Source organism: Amycolatopsis mediterranei, from assembly GCF_026017845.1.
In the GTDB taxonomy this organism is placed as follows: Bacteria; Actinomycetota; Actinomycetes; order Mycobacteriales; family Pseudonocardiaceae; genus Amycolatopsis; species Amycolatopsis mediterranei.
The window spans coordinates 4,211,085-4,231,673 of the sequence record NZ_CP100416.1 but is presented as its reverse complement, the minus strand read 5'-3'; the positions used below and the strand labels follow the sequence as shown (position 1 = coordinate 4,231,673).

The 20,589-nt window shown below is 73.0% G+C and carries 10 protein-coding genes; 9 read left to right on the top strand and 1 reads right to left on the bottom strand.

Annotated elements, in window-relative coordinates:
- Positions 1–8 precede the first annotated feature (8 nt).
- The 9 genes from ISP_RS19585 to ISP_RS19545 all read left to right on the top strand — a co-directional run bounded on the left by ISP_RS19585 (position 9) and on the right by ISP_RS19545 (position 19,175).
- A complete protein-coding gene (locus ISP_RS19585; RefSeq protein ID WP_013225544.1) occupies positions 9–1,391 on the top strand; it encodes a ferredoxin reductase family protein in 1,383 nt (460 codons plus the stop codon).
- 15 nt (positions 1,392–1,406) lie between these two features.
- A complete protein-coding gene (locus tag ISP_RS19580; RefSeq protein ID WP_013225543.1) occupies positions 1,407–1,838 on the top strand; it encodes an FMN-binding protein in 432 nt (143 codons plus the stop codon).
- On the top strand, positions 1,835–2,578 hold the full coding sequence (locus ISP_RS19575) for an FAD:protein FMN transferase (RefSeq protein ID WP_235204777.1): 744 nt from the start codon (positions 1,835–1,837) through the stop codon (positions 2,576–2,578). Before ISP_RS19580 ends, ISP_RS19575 begins: the two co-directional genes overlap by 4 nt.
- A gap of 48 nt (positions 2,579–2,626) precedes the next feature.
- Positions 2,627–3,181, top strand: a complete 555-nt coding sequence (locus tag ISP_RS19570; RefSeq protein WP_013225541.1) for a DUF2231 domain-containing protein — start codon at positions 2,627–2,629, stop codon at positions 3,179–3,181.
- Positions 3,182–4,692: 1,511 nt separating this feature from the next.
- Positions 4,693–6,453 (top strand): non-ribosomal peptide synthetase, encoded by a 1,761-nt coding sequence (locus ISP_RS19565; RefSeq protein WP_265049909.1) that lies wholly within the window; start codon positions 4,693–4,695, stop codon positions 6,451–6,453.
- On the top strand, positions 6,450–9,311 hold the full coding sequence (locus tag ISP_RS19560; RefSeq protein ID WP_013225539.1) for a condensation domain-containing protein: 2,862 nt from the start codon (positions 6,450–6,452) through the stop codon (positions 9,309–9,311). The genes ISP_RS19565 and ISP_RS19560 overlap by 4 nt, the downstream gene beginning before the upstream one ends.
- Positions 9,308–9,583 carry an acyl carrier protein gene (locus ISP_RS19555; protein WP_013225538.1) on the top strand — a complete coding sequence of 92 codons (276 nt, stop codon included), beginning with the start codon at positions 9,308–9,310 and terminating at the stop codon, positions 9,581–9,583. The genes ISP_RS19560 and ISP_RS19555 overlap by 4 nt, the downstream gene beginning before the upstream one ends.
- On the top strand, positions 9,576–11,087 hold the full coding sequence (locus ISP_RS19550; RefSeq protein WP_013225537.1) for a D-alanine--poly(phosphoribitol) ligase: 1,512 nt from the start codon (positions 9,576–9,578) through the stop codon (positions 11,085–11,087). The genes ISP_RS19555 and ISP_RS19550 overlap by 8 nt, the downstream gene beginning before the upstream one ends.
- Before the next feature lie 45 nt (positions 11,088–11,132).
- Positions 11,133–19,175, top strand: coding sequence for a non-ribosomal peptide synthetase/type I polyketide synthase (locus ISP_RS19545; RefSeq protein ID WP_230468846.1), 8,043 nt, complete (start codon positions 11,133–11,135; stop codon positions 19,173–19,175).
- 105 nt (positions 19,176–19,280) lie between these two features.
- Here the strand turns inward: ISP_RS19545 and ISP_RS19540 are convergent, their stop codons facing one another.
- Entirely contained in the window at positions 19,281–20,567 is a 1,287-nt protein-coding gene (locus ISP_RS19540; protein ID WP_013225535.1) for a poly(ethylene terephthalate) hydrolase family protein, read from the bottom strand.
- Between the last annotated feature and the right edge of the window lie 22 nt (positions 20,568–20,589).

The following is a 20,589-nucleotide window of genomic DNA, read 5'->3' as shown; positions in this document are numbered from 1 at the left end:
GGAGCCCGATGTCCGCCACTCTCACCGCCCGGCGTGTGGCACCGCCCGCGGTCCGCGCGTGGTGGCGCGACGCCGCGGGCTTGACGGCCTGGCTGAGCCTCCTGTTCGTGGTCGCGCTCTGGGTGTCCGGCCACGGCCTGCAGGACCTCACCACCGACTTCTTCACCTCCACCGGACGGCTCACCGGACTGCTGTCGGCGGACCTCCTGCTACTGCAACTGCTGCTGATGGCCCGGATCCCGTGGGTCGAACGCAGCTACGGCCAGGACGAACTCGCCCGCCGACACCGGATCACCGGCTTCACCTCCATCTCCCTGCTGGCCGCGCACCTCGTGCTCATCACCCTCGGCTACGCGGCGGCCGACCGCTCCGGCGTCCTGGCCGAGGCCTGGAACCTGGTCACGACCTACCCCGGCATGCTGCTGGCGGCCGCCGGGACTGCGGCGCTGGTCATGGTCGCCGTCACGTCGGTGCGCGCCGCCCGGCGGCGGCTGCGCTACGAGTCCTGGCACCTGCTGCACCTCTACGCCTACCTCGGCACCGGCCTCGCCCTGCCGCACCAGCTGTGGACCGGCGCCGACTTCACCGCCTCACCGGTGGCGACGGTGTTCTGGTGGACCGCCTATGCCGCCGCGGCGGGCGCGGTGCTCGTGTTCCGCGTCGGACGGCCGGTGTGGCTCAACTTCCGGCATCGCTTGGTCGTCGAGCAGGTCGTGCCCGAAGGCCGCGGCGTGGTCTCGGTCTACCTGCGCGGGCGCGACCTCGACCGGCTTCCGGTGGCGGCGGGCCAGTTCTTCGTCTGGCGCTTCCGGTCCGGACCGGGCTGGACGCGGGGCAAGCCGTTCTCCCTCTCGGCCGCCCCCGACGGGCACCGGCTGCGGATCACGGCCAAGGACCTCGGCCCCGGCAGCCGCCGCCTGGCCACCCTGCGGCCCGGGACCCCCGCGCTGTTCGAAGGCCCGTACGGACGGCTCACCGGAACTGTCCTCAAAGGACACAAAGTGGCCCTGTTCGCGTCCGGCATCGGAATCACCCCCTTGCGCGCGCTCCTGGACGAACTCCCCTACCACCCCGGGGAAGCCGTGTTGTTCCAGCGCGCGGGCCGCCCCGCAGACCTGCTGTTCCGGCGAGAGATCGAGGACCTCGCCGCCCGCCGCGGGATCCGGCTCCACTACCTGCTCGGCCGGCGCTCCCGCGACCGCACGTCGTGGCTGCCCGCCGGGTACGCCCCGGTGCCCGACGAGCAGGTACTGCGCCACCTCGTCCCCGACATCGCCGACCACGACGTCTACGTCTGCGGCCCCGACGCCTGGACCGCCGCCGTCCTCGACAGCGCCCGCCGCGCCGGCGTCCCCGCCGACCGCATCCACGCCGAACGGTTCGCCTGGTAGGAAAGGAGACACCCGATGCGCAGGATCGCCATCGCCGCCGCGGCGACCGTGTCCGTCGTCGTGCTGCTGTTCAGCTACCGCACCAGCACCGACCAAACGCCGGTCGCCACCGGACGGCCCCAGCCGTCCCGCACCGCGGCCCCGCCCACCTCCGGCGGTTCCGCCGGCGGCGACGGGACGTTCACCGGCGACGCCGCCGACACCCGCTACGGCCCGGTCCAGGTCCGGATCACGGTCGCGGGCGGCAGGATCACCGACGCCCAGGCCATCGAGTACCCGCAGGAAAGCGGCCGCGACGTCCGGATCAACTCCACCGCCGTACCCGAACTGAACCAGGAAACGCTCCAAGCCCAGAGCGCCCAGATCGACACCGTCAGCGGCGCCACCTACACCTCCGAGGGCTACCAGCAGTCCCTGCAATCCGCGATCGACGCGGCCCACCGGTGAGGGCCACCCACCGGGAACGCCGGTCCTGGACCCGGCCGGTCATGGGCACCCAGGTCAGCCTCCACCTGCGCGGCCCCCGCGTCGACACCGATCCCGCGGTCGAACCGGCCGTCGCGGCGGTGTTCGGCCACCTGCGCACCGCCGACGAACTGTTCAGCACCTACCGGCCCGACAGCCAGATCAGCGCCATCCGCCGCCGCGAACTCCCCCGCGAGCGCTGGCACCCATGGGTCACCGAAGTAGTGGCGTGGTGCGAAGAAGCCCGGGACCGCACCGACGGCTACTTCGACCCATGGCAGCTGCCCGGCGGCTTCGACCCGTCCGGGCTCGTGAAAGGCTGGGCGGCCGAAAACGCCACGGCCCACCTCACCCGGCTGCGCGGATTCGACCACTACCTCAACGTCGGCGGCGACATCACCGCCGAGGTCCACGGCTCTCGCGCTCCGGCGTGGCGGGTCGGCGTCGAAGACCCAGCCGACCCCAGCGCCTTCCTCGCCATCCTGGAACTGCACACCGGCGGTCTCGCGACGTCAGGCTCGGCCGCGCGCGGCCCGCACATCGTCGACCCCCACACCGGCACCTACCCCCGCGACCTGCACGCCGTGACGGTCACCGGCCCGGCCCTGCTGTGGGCCGACGTCTTCGCCACCGCCACCTTCGCCCGCGGCGGCGACGTCGCCCGCTGGGTCACCGCCCGCGCACCGGGCTACGAAGTCGCCGCACTCGCCCGCGCACCCTGACCAACCGCCACCCACCACGACCTCGATAAACCCTCCACAAAGGACACCATGACCACCGTCAACGGCCTGCCCGCCCACATCCTGCTCGTGCACGCCATCGTCGTCCTGCTCCCCCTCGCCGCACTACTGCTGGTCCTCAGCGCACTCTGGCCCGCCGTCCGCCGCAAGGTCGCCGGCCCCAACGCCATCCTCGCCATCCTCGTCGTGGTTCTCGTTCCCATCACCACCGACGCCGGCGAATGGCTCGAACGCCGCGTCGCCTCGACGCCGCTCGTGCGCACCCACACCGAACTCGGCGACACCGCCCTCTACGTCGCCATCCCCGTCGCCGTCCTCGCGCTCGTCGTCTGGTGGCGCCGCCGCGAAAGCCTGCAGGCCCAAGCAGCCGACACGGCGAGCACCGGCTCGACGACCGTGGCCACCCGACACCGCACCTTCCTCGCCCCGACCTCGACCGCGGTGACGGTGGTGATCGCGGTCCTGTCCATCGCGGCCGCGGGCGCGGCGTGCTACGACGTCTACCGCATCGGCGACTCCGGCGCCCAGGCCACCTGGCAAGGTCAATTCAGCACCGCCCCGGCACCCCGCGGCCCCGGCCACTGACCCGGCTCCGGGCGGCCCGACCGCCACTGGAGACGTCAGCCCAGCTGGCTGAGGCTGGGGCGAACCGCGATCACCGTCGGGCCGTCCGCCTCGGCCACGAGCTTGAGAGAACCCGCCGTCTGCTGCTGATTTCGGCTGTCGTGCCCGTGTTGCATGCAGCGTTGTGCGTCGCGTTGTCCCGCCCTCAGCGGCGCGTTTGGCGATGTAGGCCCCGGCTGCGCTGATCGGACCGACGCCGGCCAGGTTGATCAGGTCGGGAGCGACCTGCTGGACCCGGGTGGCCAGTTCGGTCTCCAACTCCTTCGTCTCGGACCGCAGGAGCAGGACGCGTCGGCCGGCTGAGCGCATCGCTCGGATCGTCATGCGCGCTGGCCAGTGCGGTGGACGAGCTGCTATCAAGCCGACCAGACCAGGCCGGGCTGCCACTCCAGAATCACAGTTACCTTTTTCGTAGTTCCTGGTCAAGGAGCGGTGGTCGCCAGGCCCGGCATGACTCAGGCCCCAGTCGCTTCCATGATCCGGGGGTGGTGTCACCGCGTGCCCGCCGTCGCCTCCAACCGGAGGGTTGTTCGACGTTCCAGAACAGACCGGCTCACCGGCGTGCGCTGACGTGGTGATCGACGTGCTCGCGTTCGCGCTTCGGCAGCCGCCGGGCCGGACCCGTCAGCCGTACCTCGGTGGTGACGGGCAGGTCTTCGCTCGACCTTCCCGCGGCCAGGACGATCGCGCCCGGCTCGACGACGTGGATAGGTCCACTTCGCGGCTACCAGCCGACGGTGCCAGCGCAGGATCGTGCCCGGGGTAACCAGCCGGTGTGTCCGCAGCCCCTTGGGTAGCAGCCGAACCGGCGCGGCGAACACAGCCCGGTCGGCCCAGTCCAGACGAGGTTCCGGATTGCCTCCGCGCAGTACGGCGACCTCGTGGCGTAACACCAGCAGGCCCACCAGCCGGAGGAAAATCAGGTAGAGCACACGCAGCACCATGGCTGGCGATCATGCCCTGCCCGTCGCAACGTGCCATTGCCCCCGATCAGAACCCATGAGCCGACTTCTGGAACCCCACAACACTGAAATTCGCCACGGAACTGCAGCTCGATTGACCGTACCGGCCCGCGGGGTTTCCGCTTTTTGTGTTCAAATCAGGTCACCCGCTCACGGGGCCGGCTCCCGGCACGGATGCCGGGAGCCGGGCCGCGAACCGAGCCCGACAGCCGGGGCACCGCCTTCCGTGACGTGACGGGCGAACGCCGGGACCTCCCCGGCCCGGCAAGCCCACCCTGACGCTCCATAGTGGATAGTCCAGTGTTCACCCTGACGGACCGGACTGTTGCAGCGCGTGACATCGAGGTCCGTCTTGGTGATCGATTGCTCGCTCGGAGTATCGGCTTGGGCTGATCAGACCTGGGAATCCACCGAATGGGCGATACGTGCCGTCCGCGTTCGTTGCTTAACTTTCTTTCTCCGAGTGGGGCTGGGGCCGGAAGTAATCCACTCGGCGAAACCTGGGGGTTGATGTTGTCGCAACAACAGCCGACCGTGCCCGAATTGCTCGGGCACCACGTTCGGCGCTCACCTTCTGCCTGCGCTGTGCTCGACCGCCGGACCGGCGGCAGCCTGACCTATGGCGAGCTGTGGCAGCGCGCCGGGGCGCTGGCGGCGGACCTCGCTGATCGCGGTGTCCGGCCGGGATCTCTGGTCGCGGTGGCCGCCAGGCCCTCGATCGACCTGGTCGTGGCGCTGACCGGCGTGCTGCGGGCGGGCGCCGCCTACGTGCCGCTGGACCCGCACGCGCCGGCCGCCCGAGTGGCCACGATCCTGCGTGACTGCGGCGATCCGCCGGTGGTCGTGGGAGACGGCGCGGCCGACCGCCTGCCCGCCGGGCACCCCGTGCTCCCCGTCCCCGTCGGCCCGGCGGCGCACGACCTCGGCCTCCCACCGGCGGATGACGACGAAGCCGTGGCCTACGTGTCGTTCACCTCCGGGTCGACGGGAAAGCCCAAAGGCGTGCTGGTTCCGCACCGGGCGATCGCGCGCCTCGTGGTCTCGCCGAACTACTGCACGGTGGAACCCGGCGACCGGGTGGCCGGCATGGCGAACCCGGCGTTCGACGCGACCACGTTCGAGCTCTGGGGCGCGCTCACCGCGGGCGCCACCGTCGTGGTGCTGCCGACCCCGGCGGAACTGCCCGTCGAGCAGTGGCTCGGCCTGGTCGCCGACACGGGCGTCGACACGATGTTCCTGACGACGTCGATGTTCCACACCATCGCCCGCGAGCGGCCGGACGCGTTCGCGGGACTGGGCACGCTCGTGGTCGGCGGCGAACAGCTGGATCTCGAGCTCACCCGGCGCGTCCTCGACGCCGGTCCCCCGGGCCGGCTGGTCAACGGCTACGGCCCGACCGAGACCACCACCTTCGCCACCGCCTTCCACTGCACCCACGAGAGCCTGCGGGACCGGGCCAAGGTTCCGATCGGTTTCCCGTTGCAGCGCACCGAACTGCATGTCTTGGACGACGACCTGACCCCGGTGGCGCCGGGCGAGCAGGGCGAACTGTGCGTCGGCGGCCCCGGGGTGGCCCTCGGCTACCTCGGCCGGCCCGAGCTGACCGCGAGCAAGTTCGTCGCCGACCCGCGCACCGGCAAGACCCTCTACCGCACCGGGGACATCGTGCGGGAGCCGGCGGACGGCGCGCTGGAACTGCTCGGCAGGCGGGACCGGCAGGTCAAGCTGCGGGGCTTCCGCATCGAGCTGGAGGAGATCGAGCAGGCGGCGGTCGCCACCCGGATCGCCGAGCACGTGTTCGTCGAGAAGGTCGGCGACGGCGCGCAGGCCACCCTGGTCGGGTTCGCGCTTCCGGCGCCGCGCGTCGTCCCGGCGGACCTGCCCGGCCTCCTGCGCGACCGGCTCACCGAACGACTGCCCGGCTACATGATCCCGGGCCGGTGGGTGGTGCTCGACGTGGTGCCGCTCGGGCCGACCGGCAAGGCCGACCGCGCCGCGATGCTGGCCACGATCAGTCCACAGCGGACAGCCGGGAACCCCGCCGGGCCGGATCTGGTCGGCGCGGTCGTCGCCGAGGTGCTCGGCGGCGCCGAGGTCGCCGCCACCGACAACTTCCTCGACCTCGGCGGCAATTCGATCCTGGCGGTGCAGGTGGCCTCGCGGCTCGGGGCGCGGCTCGCCGCGACGGTCGACCCCGCCGAGCTGCTGCTGGCCGAGACCCTGGCGGAGTTCGCCGCCACCTTGCCGGGCACGGCGGTGCCCAGCGCATGACCGCTGAGCTCGTACCGACCGGCGTGCGGGTCGCGGCGTTGTCGAGCGCCCAGGAACGGCTGTGGCTGATCGAACAGTCGGCGCCCGGCTCGCCCATGTACTCGGTGCCGTTGTTCCTGCGGTGGACCGAACCGGTCGACGTGGCGGCGTTGCGTGTGGCGCTCGACGGGCTGGTCGCGCGGCACGACGTGCTGCGCACCACCTACGAGCGCCGCGGCGACCGGGTGGTGCAGGTCGTCGCAGGGCAGCACCCGATGCCGGTGGAGGTCGTCGACGACCCGCTGTCGCCCGGCGAGGTCCGCCAGGACGCGTTGCGCCGCTGCCGGATCGGGTTCGACCTCGCCCGGACGCCACCCGCGCGGTGCGTCGTGTGGCCCGCGACCGGCGCGGTCCTGCTGCTGATCCACCACATCGCGGTGGACGGCTGGTCGCTCGTGCCGGTCTTCGAGGACCTGGCCGAGCTGTACCGCACCGGGCGCGCCGCGGCGCCGGTGGACGAACTGCGGTACGTCGACTACGCGCAATGGGACCGGCAGGTCTCCGCCGATCCCGTGGTCCGCGAGGAACTGCGGCGGCGAGCCGACGCGCTGGTCGCGGCACGCGGACCGGCCCACCTCGGCGGTGCCCGGCCGGTCGTCGCGACACCGGAAGGCGCCCGGCCGGGCAGGCAGACCGTCTTCGACCTCGACGCGGAGCTGGTGGTCGCCGCCGAACAGGTGGCGAAGCAGACCCGGGGTACACCGTTCGTGGTGTTCCTGGCCGCGTACCTGGAAACCCTGCGACGTTGGGCCGATCGCACCGAGTTCGTCATCGGGACGTTCACGGTCAACCGGCCGCACCCGGCGCTGGAGCGCATGGCCGGCTTCTTCGTCAACACGGTGCCGATGATCTTGCGCTGCCCGGACGGCGGCACGTTCCGTGACCTCGTCGCCGCGAACCGGGCGGAGGCGTTCGCGGCGCTTCGCCACCAGCGGCTGCCGTTCGCTCAGCTGGTGGCCGAGGTCGCGGCGCGCGACGCGGGCCGGCACGGCCTCGCCGACATCTCGTTCGCCTACCAGAACTTCCCCGCGCCCAGCATCGACAAGCCGTTGTGGACGACCGAGCTGCTGCCGACCGGCACCGCGAAGGCCGACCTGCTGCTGATCGTCGAGCTGACCACCACGGGCGCCCGCGGCACGCTCGAGTTCGCCACCGACCGGTACCCGGAGGAGCTCGGCCCCCGGTTCGTCGCCGACTACCTCGCGGTGCTCGACGCGGTGCTCGCCGACCCCGGCCGGCCGTTGGCGGACGTCCGGGTGCCGAACGGACCGCTCGCCGCACCGCGACCTCCGGCCGAGCCGGTGCTCGCCGACCGCGGCGCGCCGCCGCCCGCCGACGTGCGGCGCACGGCCGCGAACCTGTTCCGCACCGCGTTGTCCACAGTGGACGGCCTGGCGGTGGGACGGATCGGCGACGACGACAACTTCTTCGCGCTGGGCGGCAACTCCCTGCTCGCGATCGTCATGCTCGGCGACGCCCGGGTCGCGCCCGGCGAGTTCCTCGCCGACCCCACCGTGACCGGGCTCGCCCGGCTGCTCACGCGGGAACCGGCGCCCGCCGCGCGCGAGAGAACCGTCGCCGCCGGCCGGTCGCTCACTTCGGCGCAGGAACGGATGTGGTTGCAGGACCGGATGCGGCACCTGCGCGCGGCCTACGTGGTGCCGTCGATCGTCGAGTTCGGCCCGGGTGTCGACACCGGCAGGCTCGCCGCCGCGGTCAACCGGGTCCTCGCCCACCACCCGGCGCTGCGGTCGCGGTTCCGCCTCGACCGGACGGCCAAGCGCGTGGTCCGCGCCGAGGGCTCCGCGGCCCGCGCCACCGTCACCGACATCACCGGTTGGCCACGCGACAAGCTCGCCGACCACGTCATGGCGAGGTGCTGGGCGCCGTTCGCGCTGGCCGACGAGCCGCCCGCACGAGCTGAACTCCTCATGGCCGACGACCGGTGCGTGCTCGTCTTCTGCGCGCACCACCTCGTGCTCGACGGCGCGTCTCGCCAGGTCGTGTTCGACCAGATCGGCGCCGCCTACCGCGGTGACCCGCTGCCCGCTGCGGATGCACCCGCGCCACCCGCACCGCCGGCCGACGCGGCGGAGCTGATCACCGCGCTCGCCGGGGCGCCCACCGACATCGCGCTGCCGCACGACCGGCCGCGTGGCGCCCGGCAGTCGATCGAGGCGGACTCGGTCCGGCGCCGCCTCGGGCCGGCCCGCACCGCGCTGCTGCGCAAGGCCGCCGCCGACGCCGGGTGCAGCCTCTTCCTCGCCACGGCCGCGCTGGTCGCCGGCACGCTCGCCCGGCACACCGCGCAACGCGACTTCGTGTTCGTGTTCCCGTGGTCGCAGCGCCCGGGCGCGGCCACGGACGTCGTCGGGATGTTCGTCAACACCGTGCCGATCCGGGTGGACCTGACCGGCGCGCGCACCTGGCGGGACGCGCTGGAGCGGGCGGCGGCCGCGGGTGCCATCGGTTACCGGGGTGCCGACGTGCCGTTCGACGAGGTCGCGGCGGCACTGCAGCCGGCCCGCGACCTCAGCAGGCCACCGATAACCCCGGTGTACGTGGACGCCACCGACACCACGCCCCGCCCGCCGGACCTCGGCGTCGCTGCCCGGCTGTGGCCACTGCCCGCGCTCAAAGCCAAGTACGAGATGGAGTTCGCCGCCGTCGACAGCGGCGACGGACTCGAGTTCGACCTGACCTACCTGAGGAGTCTGTTCGACGCGGCCACCGCCGGCGCGGTGGCCGACACCCTGCTGGCCTGCGCCACCGCGCTGGCCGACGACCCCCGCTCGCCACTGGCCGAGGAGACGCCATGACCCACCCGGACCCTGCTCCCCGGCCCGAACTGGTGGCGCTGGTGCGCCAGGCGTGGGCCGAGGTCCTCGACACCGACGAGGACGCCGTGCCGCTGGAGACCGGCTTCTTCGAGGCGGGCGGCAACTCCATGCTCCTGGTGCTGCTCGGCGACGTGCTCGGCGACACCGCGGGCACCCCGCTGGACCCCGTGGAGTTGTTCCAGCACAGCACGGTGCGTGCGCAGGCCGGGCTGCTGGCCGAGGTCGAGCAGGGTGCCCAGCCGCATGCCTGAGCCGAGCCGGCCCGCCGCGCGGACGTTGTCCCAGTGGTTCGCGGCTTCGGTGGCGCGCGTGCCCGACGCGGTCGCGGTCGAGGTGGACGGCGCCGCCGTGACCTACCGCGAACTCGACGACCTGTCCGCACGGCTGGCCGCACGCATCGCCGCCGAGTGCGGCGAGCTCCCCCGCCGGGTCGGCCTGCTCGCCTCCCGCAGCCTGCTCGCGTTCGCCGGGTACCTGGCGGCGACCCGGCTCGGTGCGACGGTGGTGCCGCTGAACGCCGGGCATCCCGTCGAACGCAACCGGGCCGTTTGCCGTGCGGCGCGGCCGGACCTGCTGCTCGCCGACGCGGGTGGCACCGCGCAGACGGGTGAGCTGGCCGGGCTGGTGCCGAACGCCCTCGTCGAACCGTCTCTTGCGGACCTCCCGGCGGCCCGGCTGCCGGACGCGCGCCCCGACCCGGACGCGGTCGCCTACATCCTCTTCACCTCCGGCTCCACCGGCAGGCCGAAGGGGGTGCCGGTGCGCCACCGCAACGTCGACGCGTTCCTCGCGCACAACGTGTCCCGGTTCGCGGTCGAACCCGGTTGCCGGCTGTCGCACACCTTCGACCTGACCTTCGACCTCGCGGTGTTCGACCTGTTCGTCAGCTGGGCGGGCGGCGCGACCCTGGTTTGCCCGGGCCGCACGGAGCTGACCCGGCCGGTGCGCTACCTCGCCGAGCGCGAGCTCACCCACTGGTTCTCCGTGCCCGCCGCGATCACCGTCGCCGCCGAACTGGGCACGCTGGTCACGGACGTGCCCGGTTCGGCGGCGCTGCGCTACAGCATCTTCTGCGGTGAGCAGTTCACCCTCCGCCAGGCGCAGGCGTGGCACGCGGTCGCGCCCCGGTCGGCGATCGTCAACGCGTACGGCCCGACCGAGCTCACGATCGCGTGCGCGGACTACCAGCTGCCCGCCGACCCGGCGGACTGGCCGGGCACCGGCAACGACACCGTCCCCATCGGACAGCCGTACCCGCACCTGGACGCCGTCGTGCTCGACGCCGACGGCCGTCCCGCGGCCGAGGGCGAGCTGTGCGTGCGTGGCCCGCAGCGCTTCGACGGCTACCTCGACCCGGCCGACGACGTGGGCCGGTTCACCGAGGGGCGGCACTACCGCACCGGCGACGTGGTGCGCTGCGAGGGCGGGCAGTGGGTGCACGTCGGGCGGCTCGACCAGCAGGTGCAGGTCAACGGCTACCGGGTCGAGCTCGGTGAGGTGGAGGCCGCGTTGCGGCGCACCGACGGGATCGGCGCCGCCGTGGTGGTCGCCACCGCGCACGGCGGGCGGACCGAGCTCGCCGCCTTCTACACCGGTGAGCTGCCCGCGGCGCGGGTGCGGCGGGAACTGCGCCGCGCGCTGCCCGTGTACATGGTGCCGCGCCGGCTGACGCCACTGCCGAGCATCCCGCTCAACGCCAACGGCAAGGCGGACCGGCCCCGGCTGCGTGCCATGGCCGCCGCCGCGGCCCGCTGACAGACGAAGACTGACTCGACGAAGGCTGACTCGATGAAGGAAATCATGCAGCTAAGCGATCGCGACATCGCCGTCATCGGCATCGCCTGCCGCTACCCGGCGGCGGACGGCCCCGAGCAGTTCTGGGCCACCGTCACCTCCGGCACCGACGTGGTCCGGTCGTTCACCGACGACGAACTGCTCGGCGACGGCGCCGACCCGGCGAGCATCGCCGACCCCGGCTACGTCCGGTCGGGCGTCGTGCTCGACGGGATCGCCGAGTTCGACGCGGAGTTCTTCGGCATGTCCCGTCGCGAGGCCGAGGTGCTCGACCCCCAGCACCGGCTGTTCCTCGAATGCTGTTGGCACGCACTGGAAGACGCCGGGCAGGCGCCCGGTTCCGCGGGCCGCCGGACCGGGGTGTTCGCCGGGGCACGCTCCAGCGTCTACCTGACGGAGAACCTGTCGTCCGCGCCCGAACTGCTGCACGCCGTCGGCGACTACCAGGTGGCGTTGTCGACCGACAAGGACTACCTGGCCGGGCGGGTCGCGTACAAGCTGGACCTGCGCGGACCCGCCGTCTCCGTGAACACGGCGTGCTCCACCTCGCTGGTGGCGGTGCACCTGGCGAAGCAAAGCCTGCTGCTCGGCGAATGCGAAGTGGCGCTGGCCGGTGGGGCCGCGATCGAGCCCGCACAGCGGCGCGGCTACCCGTACGTCGAGGGCGGCACGTTGTCGCCGGACGGGCACTGCCGCCCGTTCGACCGGAACGCCCGGGGCACGATCGCGGCCAGCGGGGTCGGCGTCGTGGTGCTCAAGCGGCTGGCCGACGCGCTGCGCGACGGCGACCCGGTGCGCGCCGTGATCCGGGGTTCGGCGATCAACAACGACGGCGCCGCCAAGGTCGGGTTCACCGCGCCTGGCGTGGACGGGCAGGTCGACGTGATCACCCGGGCGCTGGCCGACGCGCGCGTGCCGCCCCGGTCCGTCGGCTACGTCGAGGCGCACGGCACCGGCACCCCGCTCGGCGACCCGATCGAGGTGTCCGCGCTCACCAAGGCGTTCCGCACCGGCACCGAGGACACCGGGTTCTGCGTACTCGGCTCGGTCAAGGCCACCTTCGGCCACGCCGACGCGGCGGCCGGTGTCGCCGGGTTGATCAAGGCCGTGCTCGCGTTGGAGCACGGGGTGCTGCCTGCCGGCCCCAACCTGGACGAGCCCAGCCCCCGGATCCGTCTGGCGAAGAGCCCGTTCCGGCTCAATAAATCCACAGTGGACTGGACGACGGACGGCAGCCCGCGCCGCGCCGGCGTCAGCTCGTTCGGCATGGGCGGCACCAACGCCCACGTGGTCCTGGAAGAAGCGCCGCCACGGCAGCCGGACGCGGACCGGACCGGGCCCGCGCTGCTGGCCTTGTCCGCCGCGACGCCCCGCGCGCTGATCGACCTGGCGGAGTCGCTGGCGACCCACCTGGAGCGGCACCCGGGTGACCTCGCCGGGGTGGAGGCGACCCTGCACCGCGGCCGCGCCCGGCTCACCCACCGGCGCGTCGTGACCGGCGCCGACCACGCGGAACTCGTTGCCGCGCTGCGCGAACCCGCACCGCCGGTCGAGGGCACCGACCGGCCGGTCGCGTTCGTGTTCCCCGGTCAGGGCAGCCAGTACGCCGGGATGGGCGCCGGGCTGTACCGCGACGAACCGGTGTTCCGGGACGTGGTGGACGAGTGCGCGGCCGTGCTGCGCCCGCACCTCGGGCTCGACCTGCGGGACGTGCTGCACGGCGCGGACGGCGGCGCGCTCGACCGGACCGCGCTGACGCAGCCGGCGTTGTTCGTCACCGAGTACGCGCTCGCCCGCACGCTGATGGACCGCGGCCTCACCCCGGCCGCCATGGCCGGGCACAGCATCGGCGAGTACGTGGCCGCGTGCCTGGCCGGGGTGTTCACGCTGCCGGACGCGCTCGGCCTGGTCGCGACGCGCGGCCGGCTCGTGCAGTCGCTCCCGCCCGGCGCGATGCTCGCGGTCGAACTCGCGGAAAAGGACGTCATCGAGCTGCTCCGGCCCGGCGTGTCGATCGCCGCGGTCAACGGGCCGCGGTCCTGCGTGCTCTCCGGCCCGTCGGCGGCCGTGCGGGAGATCGAGACGGACCTGCGCGCGCGGGACGTCGCCTGCCGCGTGCTGCGCACCTCGCACGCGTTCCACTCGGGGATGCTCGACCCGGTGCTCGCCGAGTTCACCGAGGCGGTCGCGGCGGTCCCGCTCGCCGAACCGGGCCTGCGCTACCTGTCCAACGTCACCGGCACCTGGGTGACCGCGAAGCAGGCCACCGACCCGCACTACTGGGCGAGACACCTGCGCGAACCGGTGCGGTTCGCCGACTCCGCTGCCGAGCTCGCGCGCGCCGGGCTGGTGGTGGCCGAGGCCGGGCCGGGGCGCACGCTGACGACGTTGGTGCGGCGCAGCGAGGGCACGGCCGTGTCCTTGATGCGGCGAGCCGGTGACGCGACCGACGACCTGCCGACACTGCTTTCCGGCGTCGGCCGGGTGTGGGCGCAGGGCGGGCGGGTGGACCTCGCCCGGTTCACCGGCAGCGATCGGCACCCGATGGTGTCCCTGCCCGGCTACCCGTTCCAGCGGCAACGCTACTGGATCGAGGCCGGGCGCTCGGACTCCACAGTGGACAGCAAGCCGGCGACCGGGGAGACGCTCACCGGCGACCAGGCGCGCATCGCGGCGGTCTGGGCCGAGCTGCTGGGCGTCGACGACGTCGACGCGAGCGACGACTTCTTCGACCTCGGCGGCGATTCCCTGCTCGCGACCCAGCTCGTCGCCCGGCTGAGCAGCCGGTTCGGGCTCACGGTTCCGCTCGGCGCCGTGTTCGCCACGCCCACCTTGCGCGGCCTGACCGACGCGGCGACTCCGACCACGGCCGGCCCCGCCGCGGAACCCGTGGCCGTGCGGCCGTCGGAGCTGCCGGCCACGGCCGTGCAGCGGCGCATGTGGTTCCTCGACCACGCCCACGACCACCCGGCCGCGTACGTCATCGCGACCGCGGCGGACCTGCACGGACCGCTGGACGTCGCCGCCCTGCGCACCGCGCTCGCCGAGGTCGTCGCCCGGCACGAGTCATTGCGCACGGTCTTCCCCGCGCCCGAAGGCCGGCCGCTGCAGGTGATCCGGGCCGAAGTCCCGGTGGCGCTGCCGGTGACCGAGGCGCACCCGGCCGGCCTCGACGACCTCCTCCAGGCCGCGGCACGCACGCCGTTCGATCTGGCCGAAGGCCCGCTCTTCCGGTTCTCCCTGTTCCGGCTCGACGCCGAGCACCACGTGCTGGGCGTCTGCGTGCACCACATCGTCGCCGACAGCTGGTCGTTCGGCGTGCTCTTCAGCGAGCTCGGCGCGTGCTACGGCGCGCTGCGCGCGGGAGAACCGTCGCCGCTGACCGGCCCCGCGGTGCAGTACGCCGATGTGGTCACCGACGTGGCGGCCGAGACCGACCTCGCGTACTGGCGGGAAAACCTCGCCGGGGCGCCCGGCACCATCGACCTGCCGGCCACCGGGCCGCGCCCGCCCGTGCAGACCTTCGACGGCCGGCTGGCCCGCCGCGTGCTCGGCGCCGACCTGACCGGACGCGTCACCGCCGTGGCCCGTGCCCACGACGCGACGCTCTACATGGTGTTGCTCGCCGCGTTGCAGGCGTTGCTGCACCGCTACAGCGGCCAGCAGGACATCTGCGTCGGCTCGCCGGTCGCGGGGCGCACCAAGGCCGAACAGGAACGGGTCGTCGGCTGCCTGCTCAACACGGTGGTACTGCGCACTTCGCTGGATCGCGAGCTGTCGTTCGCCGACCTGCTGACCCGGGTGCGGAGCACCGCGCTGGGTGCGTTCGCCCACCAGGGCGCGCCGTTCCAGCAGGTGGTCGAGGCGCTGAAGCTGCCGAAGGACCCCAGCCGCAACCCGCTGTTCCAGGTGATGTTCAACCTGCTCAACACCCGGGGCGCCGACCTGGCGCTCAGCGGGCTCACCGTGACCGAGCACCCCGTGCACCCCGGCGGCGCGCAGGTCGACCTCGGGCTCACCGTGCACCAGCGCGACGGCGAACTGGTCTGCGAACTGGAGTACAACACCGACCTGTTCGACGCGGCCGCCGCCGAGCGCACCCTCGGGCACTTCGAACAGCTGCTGCACGCGGTCACCGCCGACCCCGGCACCGCCATCGGCGCAGCGCCGCTGCTCACCGCGGCCGAGCAGGCCCAGCTCGCCGGCTGGTCCGGCGTCAGCACCCCGGTGGCACCGCCGGCCGGCGGCATCCACGACCTCGTCGCGGCGCAGGCAGCCCGCACCCCGGACGCTCCCGCGGTCACGTTCGGCGGCACTTCCCTGACCTACCGGGAACTCCTCACCCGCGCCGACGTCCTCGCGGCCCGGTTGCGCGACCGAGGCGTCGGGCCGGACACCCTGGTCGCCGTCGCCGTGGAACGCTCCGAGCTGCTGCCGGTGGCGCTCCTCGCGGTGTTGCGGGCGGGCGGTGCGTACGTGCCGCTCGACGCGGCCTACCCGCGGCAGCGGCAGGAGTTCATCCTCGACGACTCCGGCGCCGCGGTGCTGCTCACCGAACGCGCCCTCGCCGACCGCTACACCGGGCAGGACCTGACCGTGCTGCTCGCCGACGAGCGGGCCGGGCACCGGGCCCCGGCGGCGGCCGGAACCCCGGCCTCGCCGCACAACCTGGCCTACGTCCTGTACACGTCCGGATCCACCGGGCGGCCCAAGGGCGTGCGGGTCGAGCACGGCTCGGTGGTCAACTTCCTGCGGGGCATGCGCGAGCGGCTCCGCACCGGCCCGGCCGACACCCTGGTCGCGGTCACCACCTATGCCTTCGACATCTCGGTGCTGGAGCTCTTCCTGCCGCTGATCAGCGGCGGGCGCGTGGTGCTCGCGAGCCGGGACGTCGCGCACGACCCGGCCGACCTCGCCGCGTTGCTGGAGCGGGAGAACGCCACGGTCATGCAGGCGACCCCGGCCACGTGGCAACTGCTGGTGACCGACGGCTGGCCCGGCCGGCCCGGCTTGACCGCGTTGTGCGGTGGTGAAGCGCTGCCGGTCGCCCTCGCCGGGCAGCTGACCGAGCGGGTCCGGGTGCTGCACAACATGTACGGACCGACCGAGGCGACCATCTGGGCCACCGCCGCCGAGGTGCTGCCCGGCGCGCCGATCACCATCGGCAAGCCGTTGCCGGGCGTCACCGCGCACCTGCTCGACCCGGGCGGGCAGCCCGTGCCGGTCGGCGTGCCCGGCGAACTGCACCTCGGCGGTGTCTGCCTCGCCCGCGACTACCTGGGCCGCCCCGAGATCACGGCCGAGCGGTTCGTGCCCGACCCGTTCGCCGCCGACCCGGATGCGCGCCTGTACAAGACCGGCGACCTCGCCCGCCACCGCGCGGACGGCACCCTCGAGTTCCTCGGCCGCAACGACACCCAGGTGAAGGTCCGCGGCCACCGCATCGAACTCGGTGAGATCGAGACCGTGCTCGGCAGGCACGACGCGGTCCGCGACGCCGTCGCCGTGGTCCGCGAGGACGGCGGCGACAAGGCGATCGTGGGCTACGTGACGCTGCACGACGGCGCCGCGGCGCCCAGCACCACCGACTGGCGCGCGCACCTGCGCACCGTGCTCCCCGACTACATGCTGCCGTCGGCGTTCGTCGTGCTCGAGGCGTTCCCGTTGACCCCCAACGGGAAGGTCGACCGCAACGCGCTGCCCGCGCCGCAGCGCACGGTGGCCGAGACGCAGGCGGCACCGCGCACCGCGTTCGAGGCGGACCTCGCCACGCGCTGGTGCGAGCTGCTCGGGTTGCCGGGCATCGGCATCGACGACGACTTCTTCGCCGTGGGCGGCGACTCGTTCAAGGCGGTGCGCGCGGTGCGGGACCTCGGCGTGCCCGCGACCGTGATGGACCTCTTCACCCACCCGACCATCCGGCAGTTCGCCGAGCACGTCGCCGGGCCCGGCACCGGTACCACCACCGAGCAGAAGCTGCTGCTGCGGCTCACCCCGGCGCGCCCCACCACGGTGAACCTGGTCTGCGTGCCGCTGGCCGCGGGCGGTGCCCTCACCTACCGGGAGCTGGCCGCCGCGGTCCCGGACCACATCGCGCTCTACGCCATCCAGCCGCCGGGCCACGACGTCAGCAACCCCGGCGAGCCCGCGCTGGGCTTCGACGAGCTCGTCGAACGGTGTGCCGCCGAGGTCGAGGCGCTGGCCGGTCCCGTCGTCCTATATGGACACTGCATGGGCGGGGCGCAGACGATCGCGCTCGCCCGCAAGCTCGAGGACGACCGGGCCGACCTGCTGCGGGTCGTGATCGGCGGGCACTTCCCCGCGCCGCGGATGCCCGGCCGCTTCTCCCGGGCACTGCGCGCGATGATGCCGTTGCGGCGCACCACCTCCAAGCGCCGCGCGCTGGAGTTCCTGCGCGCCACCGGGTTGTTCAACGAGGTGACGGACGCCGCGGAGCAGGACTTCCTGATGCGGATCTTCCTCGACGACACCCAGCAGGGCGAGGACTTCTACACCGACGCCTTCCACGGCGACGGGTTCCGCAAGCTGGCCGCGCCGGTCGTGTGCGTGGTCGGCGACGGTGACCGGGTCACCGAGCTGTACCAGGAGCGGGTCGCCGAGTGGACGCACTTCTCCGATTCGGTCTCCCTGCACGTGATCCCGCGGGCGGGGCACTACTTCCACAAGCACCAGGCCGACCAGCTCGCGTCGCTCGTCGTCGCCGGGGAAGGCGCACCGGTGGCACCGCCACCACCCGCGGACATCCGCGCGTTCCTGCTGGTCGCGCTCGGCCAGCTGGTGTCGCTGATCGGGTCGGGGCTCACGACGTTCACCCTCGGCGTGTTCGTGTACCAGCACACCGGGTCGGTGTCGCTCTTCGGGCTGATCAGCGTGCTGACGTTGCTGCCCGCGGTGGCGCTCGCCCCGGTCACCGGCGCGATCGCCGACCGGTGGGACCGGCGCAAGATCATGATCGGTGCGGACACGTTGTCCGCGGTCAGCTCGATCGGCCTGGTCACCCTGCTGTGGAACGGATCGCTGCACCTGTGGCAGGTGTACCCGTTGGTGGCGCTGGGTGCGGTCGCGGTCGCGTTCCAGCAACCCGCGTACCGCGCCGCGGTGACGCAGCTGGTGCCCAAGCGCTACTACGGCCGGGCGAACGGGCTGGCGCAGCTCGGCGGAGCGGCGGGCACGGTGCTCTCGCCGCTGCTCGGCGGCGGGCTCGCGGTGCTGGTCGGCCTGACCGGCGTCGTGGTGATCGACGTGGTGACGTACGGGTTCGCGTTGCTGACGCTGCTGCTCGTGCGGTTCCCGGACCGGATGTTCAACCGGCTCGAGGAGCCGTTCACCCGGGAGGTGACCGGTGGGTGGCGCTACATCGTGCGGCGGCCCGGGCTGCTCGCGATCATCCTCGCCACGACCGCGCTCAACTTCACCCTGGCGATGGTCGAGGTGATCGCCACGCCGCTGACCCTGTCGATGGGCGCCGTGTCGACCCTGGGCCTGGTGATGGCCGCCGGTGGCCTGGGCCTGCTCGGCGGCAGCGTGCTGACCAGCCTGTGGGGCGGGTTCCGGCGCCGCACCACCGGCATCCTCGGGTCGTTCGCGGTGATCGGCGCGTTCATGGTCGTGCTGGGCCTGGTGCCGAACCCGGTGTTCCCGGCCGTGGGTCTCTTCGGCATCGGCCTCGCGTCCGCGGTGCTCAACGCGCACTGGGGGTCGATCGTGCAGGCGAAGGTGGGCCTGGAACTGCAGGGCCGGGTGTTCGCCGCCAACCTGATGGTCAGCTGGCTGATGGTGCCCGCCGGGTTCGCGCTCGCCGGGCCGCTGACCGACGGTGTGTTCGAGCCGCTCGCCGCCGCCGCGGGGATGCCCGGGCGCGGCATGGGCTGGCTGACGATGGGGGCGGGCATCGCATCGCTGGTCTTGGCGGTGGGCGCGTGGCGGTACCGGCGCCTGCGGCTGCTGGAAGACGAACTGCCCGACGCCATCCCCGATCCCGTCGTGCTGACGGACAAGGACGTCATCCAGGCCAAGGCGGCCGCCTGACCCGTCAGGGCTCGAGGCCGGCGTCGCGCAAGACAAGGCGCACAGGTTTCCCGCGCGGACGACGCGCAGGTGCACGAGCGCGACGGGTGTCGCCTCCCCGGTCCCTCACACCTGGCGGGTCCAGGCCTGATTGGCCCCGCCCGTGCAGTTCCACACGATGACCGGCGTGTTGTCGGCGGTGCCGGCACCGGACACGTCGAGGCAGGCACCGGCCTGGGCGTTGGTGATCGTGCCGTTCGCGTTGACCGTCCACTTCTGACCGGGTCTGCCGCCGCACGAGTTGATCGTCACCGCTGTTCCCGGCTGACCGCCGCCCGCGTCCATGCACTTCGCGCCGTTGTAGACCCGCAGTTCGCCGGCCGCAGTCGGGGTCCAGCGCTGGTTGGTCCCGCCGTTGCAGGTCCAGACGACCAGGGCGGTGCCGTTGGCCTGCGACTGGTTCGGCACGTCGACGCACTTGCCGGAGCCCGCGCCCACCAGGCGCACCTGGTCACCCGGCCCGGGGTCACCGCCGCCCGGAACGTCGAGCGGGCAGGTGCTGCGGTAGCCCGAAATGCCGGTCGAATCCGCCAGGGACGGGCACAGGAACTTGCTGTAGCGGGTGTCGCGGTCGACGAAGATCTTCAGCCACGGGATGACCCGCCGCATCATCACCGAGTTCGACGACGTCGGGAAGCTGTGGCCCGCACCGGTCAGTTCGAGGTAGCCCTTCTCCACCGCGGCCGGGATGCCGTTGTAGAGACTCTGCACACTCGACGGCGTGACCGTCGTGTCGTTCTGCCCGGCCAGCAACAGGGTGGGGACCTGGTCGGTGGTCAGGTTCTGCGACGGGCTGAACGGCGCCAGCCCGACCGCGGCCCACAACGACGGCCGGTGCAGCGCGGCGTACATCGCACCACCGCCACCCATCGAATGCCCCATCACCGCCAGGCGCTTGGTGTCGACCCGGTCCCGGACCGAACTGCGCTGGGTCAGGTAGTCCAAGGCCGCCAGCAGCTGAGTGCCCCGGGCGGTGTCGTAGTCGTTGCGGCTGAGTGTGTCGATCCCGATGACGACGAAACCGAACGAGGCCAGCCAGGGCCCCATCCACGCGCCCTCGGCCGCCCAGGTGGCGGTGTAGCCGGGCACGATCGCGATCGCCCCGAACGTGCCCTGCGAAGTGTCGGTCGGGTAGTAGATCTTCCCCGCAGCGAAGCCGTTCCCCCCACCCACGGTCAGTTCCGCGGTCGCGAACGTCCCCCGCGTGGCCGCGACGCTCGCCGTGGTCGGATCGGGCCCCAGCTGGTACGGGTTGCCGGCCGCGAAGGCCGGTCGGGCGCCCACCGGCGTGACGATCCCGAGAACGACCGCGACGGCGGCCAGAGCCACCGCCCACCTCAGTTTGCGGAACATGCGAGCCTCTCCCTTCCTTGGT

Coding starts and splice junctions, on each gene's coding strand:
- ISP_RS19550 (WP_013225537.1), top strand. CDS start 9,576: ATGCCTGAGCCGAGCCGGCCCGCCGCGCGGACGTTGTCCCAGTGGTTC.
- ISP_RS19585 (WP_013225544.1), top strand. CDS start 9: ATGTCCGCCACTCTCACCGCCCGGCGTGTGGCACCGCCCGCGGTCCGC.
- ISP_RS19545 (WP_230468846.1), top strand. CDS start 11,133: ATGCAGCTAAGCGATCGCGACATCGCCGTCATCGGCATCGCCTGCCGC.
- ISP_RS19560 (WP_013225539.1), top strand. CDS start 6,450: ATGACCGCTGAGCTCGTACCGACCGGCGTGCGGGTCGCGGCGTTGTCG.
- ISP_RS19540 (WP_013225535.1), bottom strand. CDS start 20,567: ATGTTCCGCAAACTGAGGTGGGCGGTGGCTCTGGCCGCCGTCGCGGTC.
- ISP_RS19570 (WP_013225541.1), top strand. CDS start 2,627: ATGACCACCGTCAACGGCCTGCCCGCCCACATCCTGCTCGTGCACGCC.
- ISP_RS19565 (WP_265049909.1), top strand. CDS start 4,693: ATGTTGTCGCAACAACAGCCGACCGTGCCCGAATTGCTCGGGCACCAC.
- ISP_RS19555 (WP_013225538.1), top strand. CDS start 9,308: ATGACCCACCCGGACCCTGCTCCCCGGCCCGAACTGGTGGCGCTGGTG.
- ISP_RS19580 (WP_013225543.1), top strand. CDS start 1,407: ATGCGCAGGATCGCCATCGCCGCCGCGGCGACCGTGTCCGTCGTCGTG.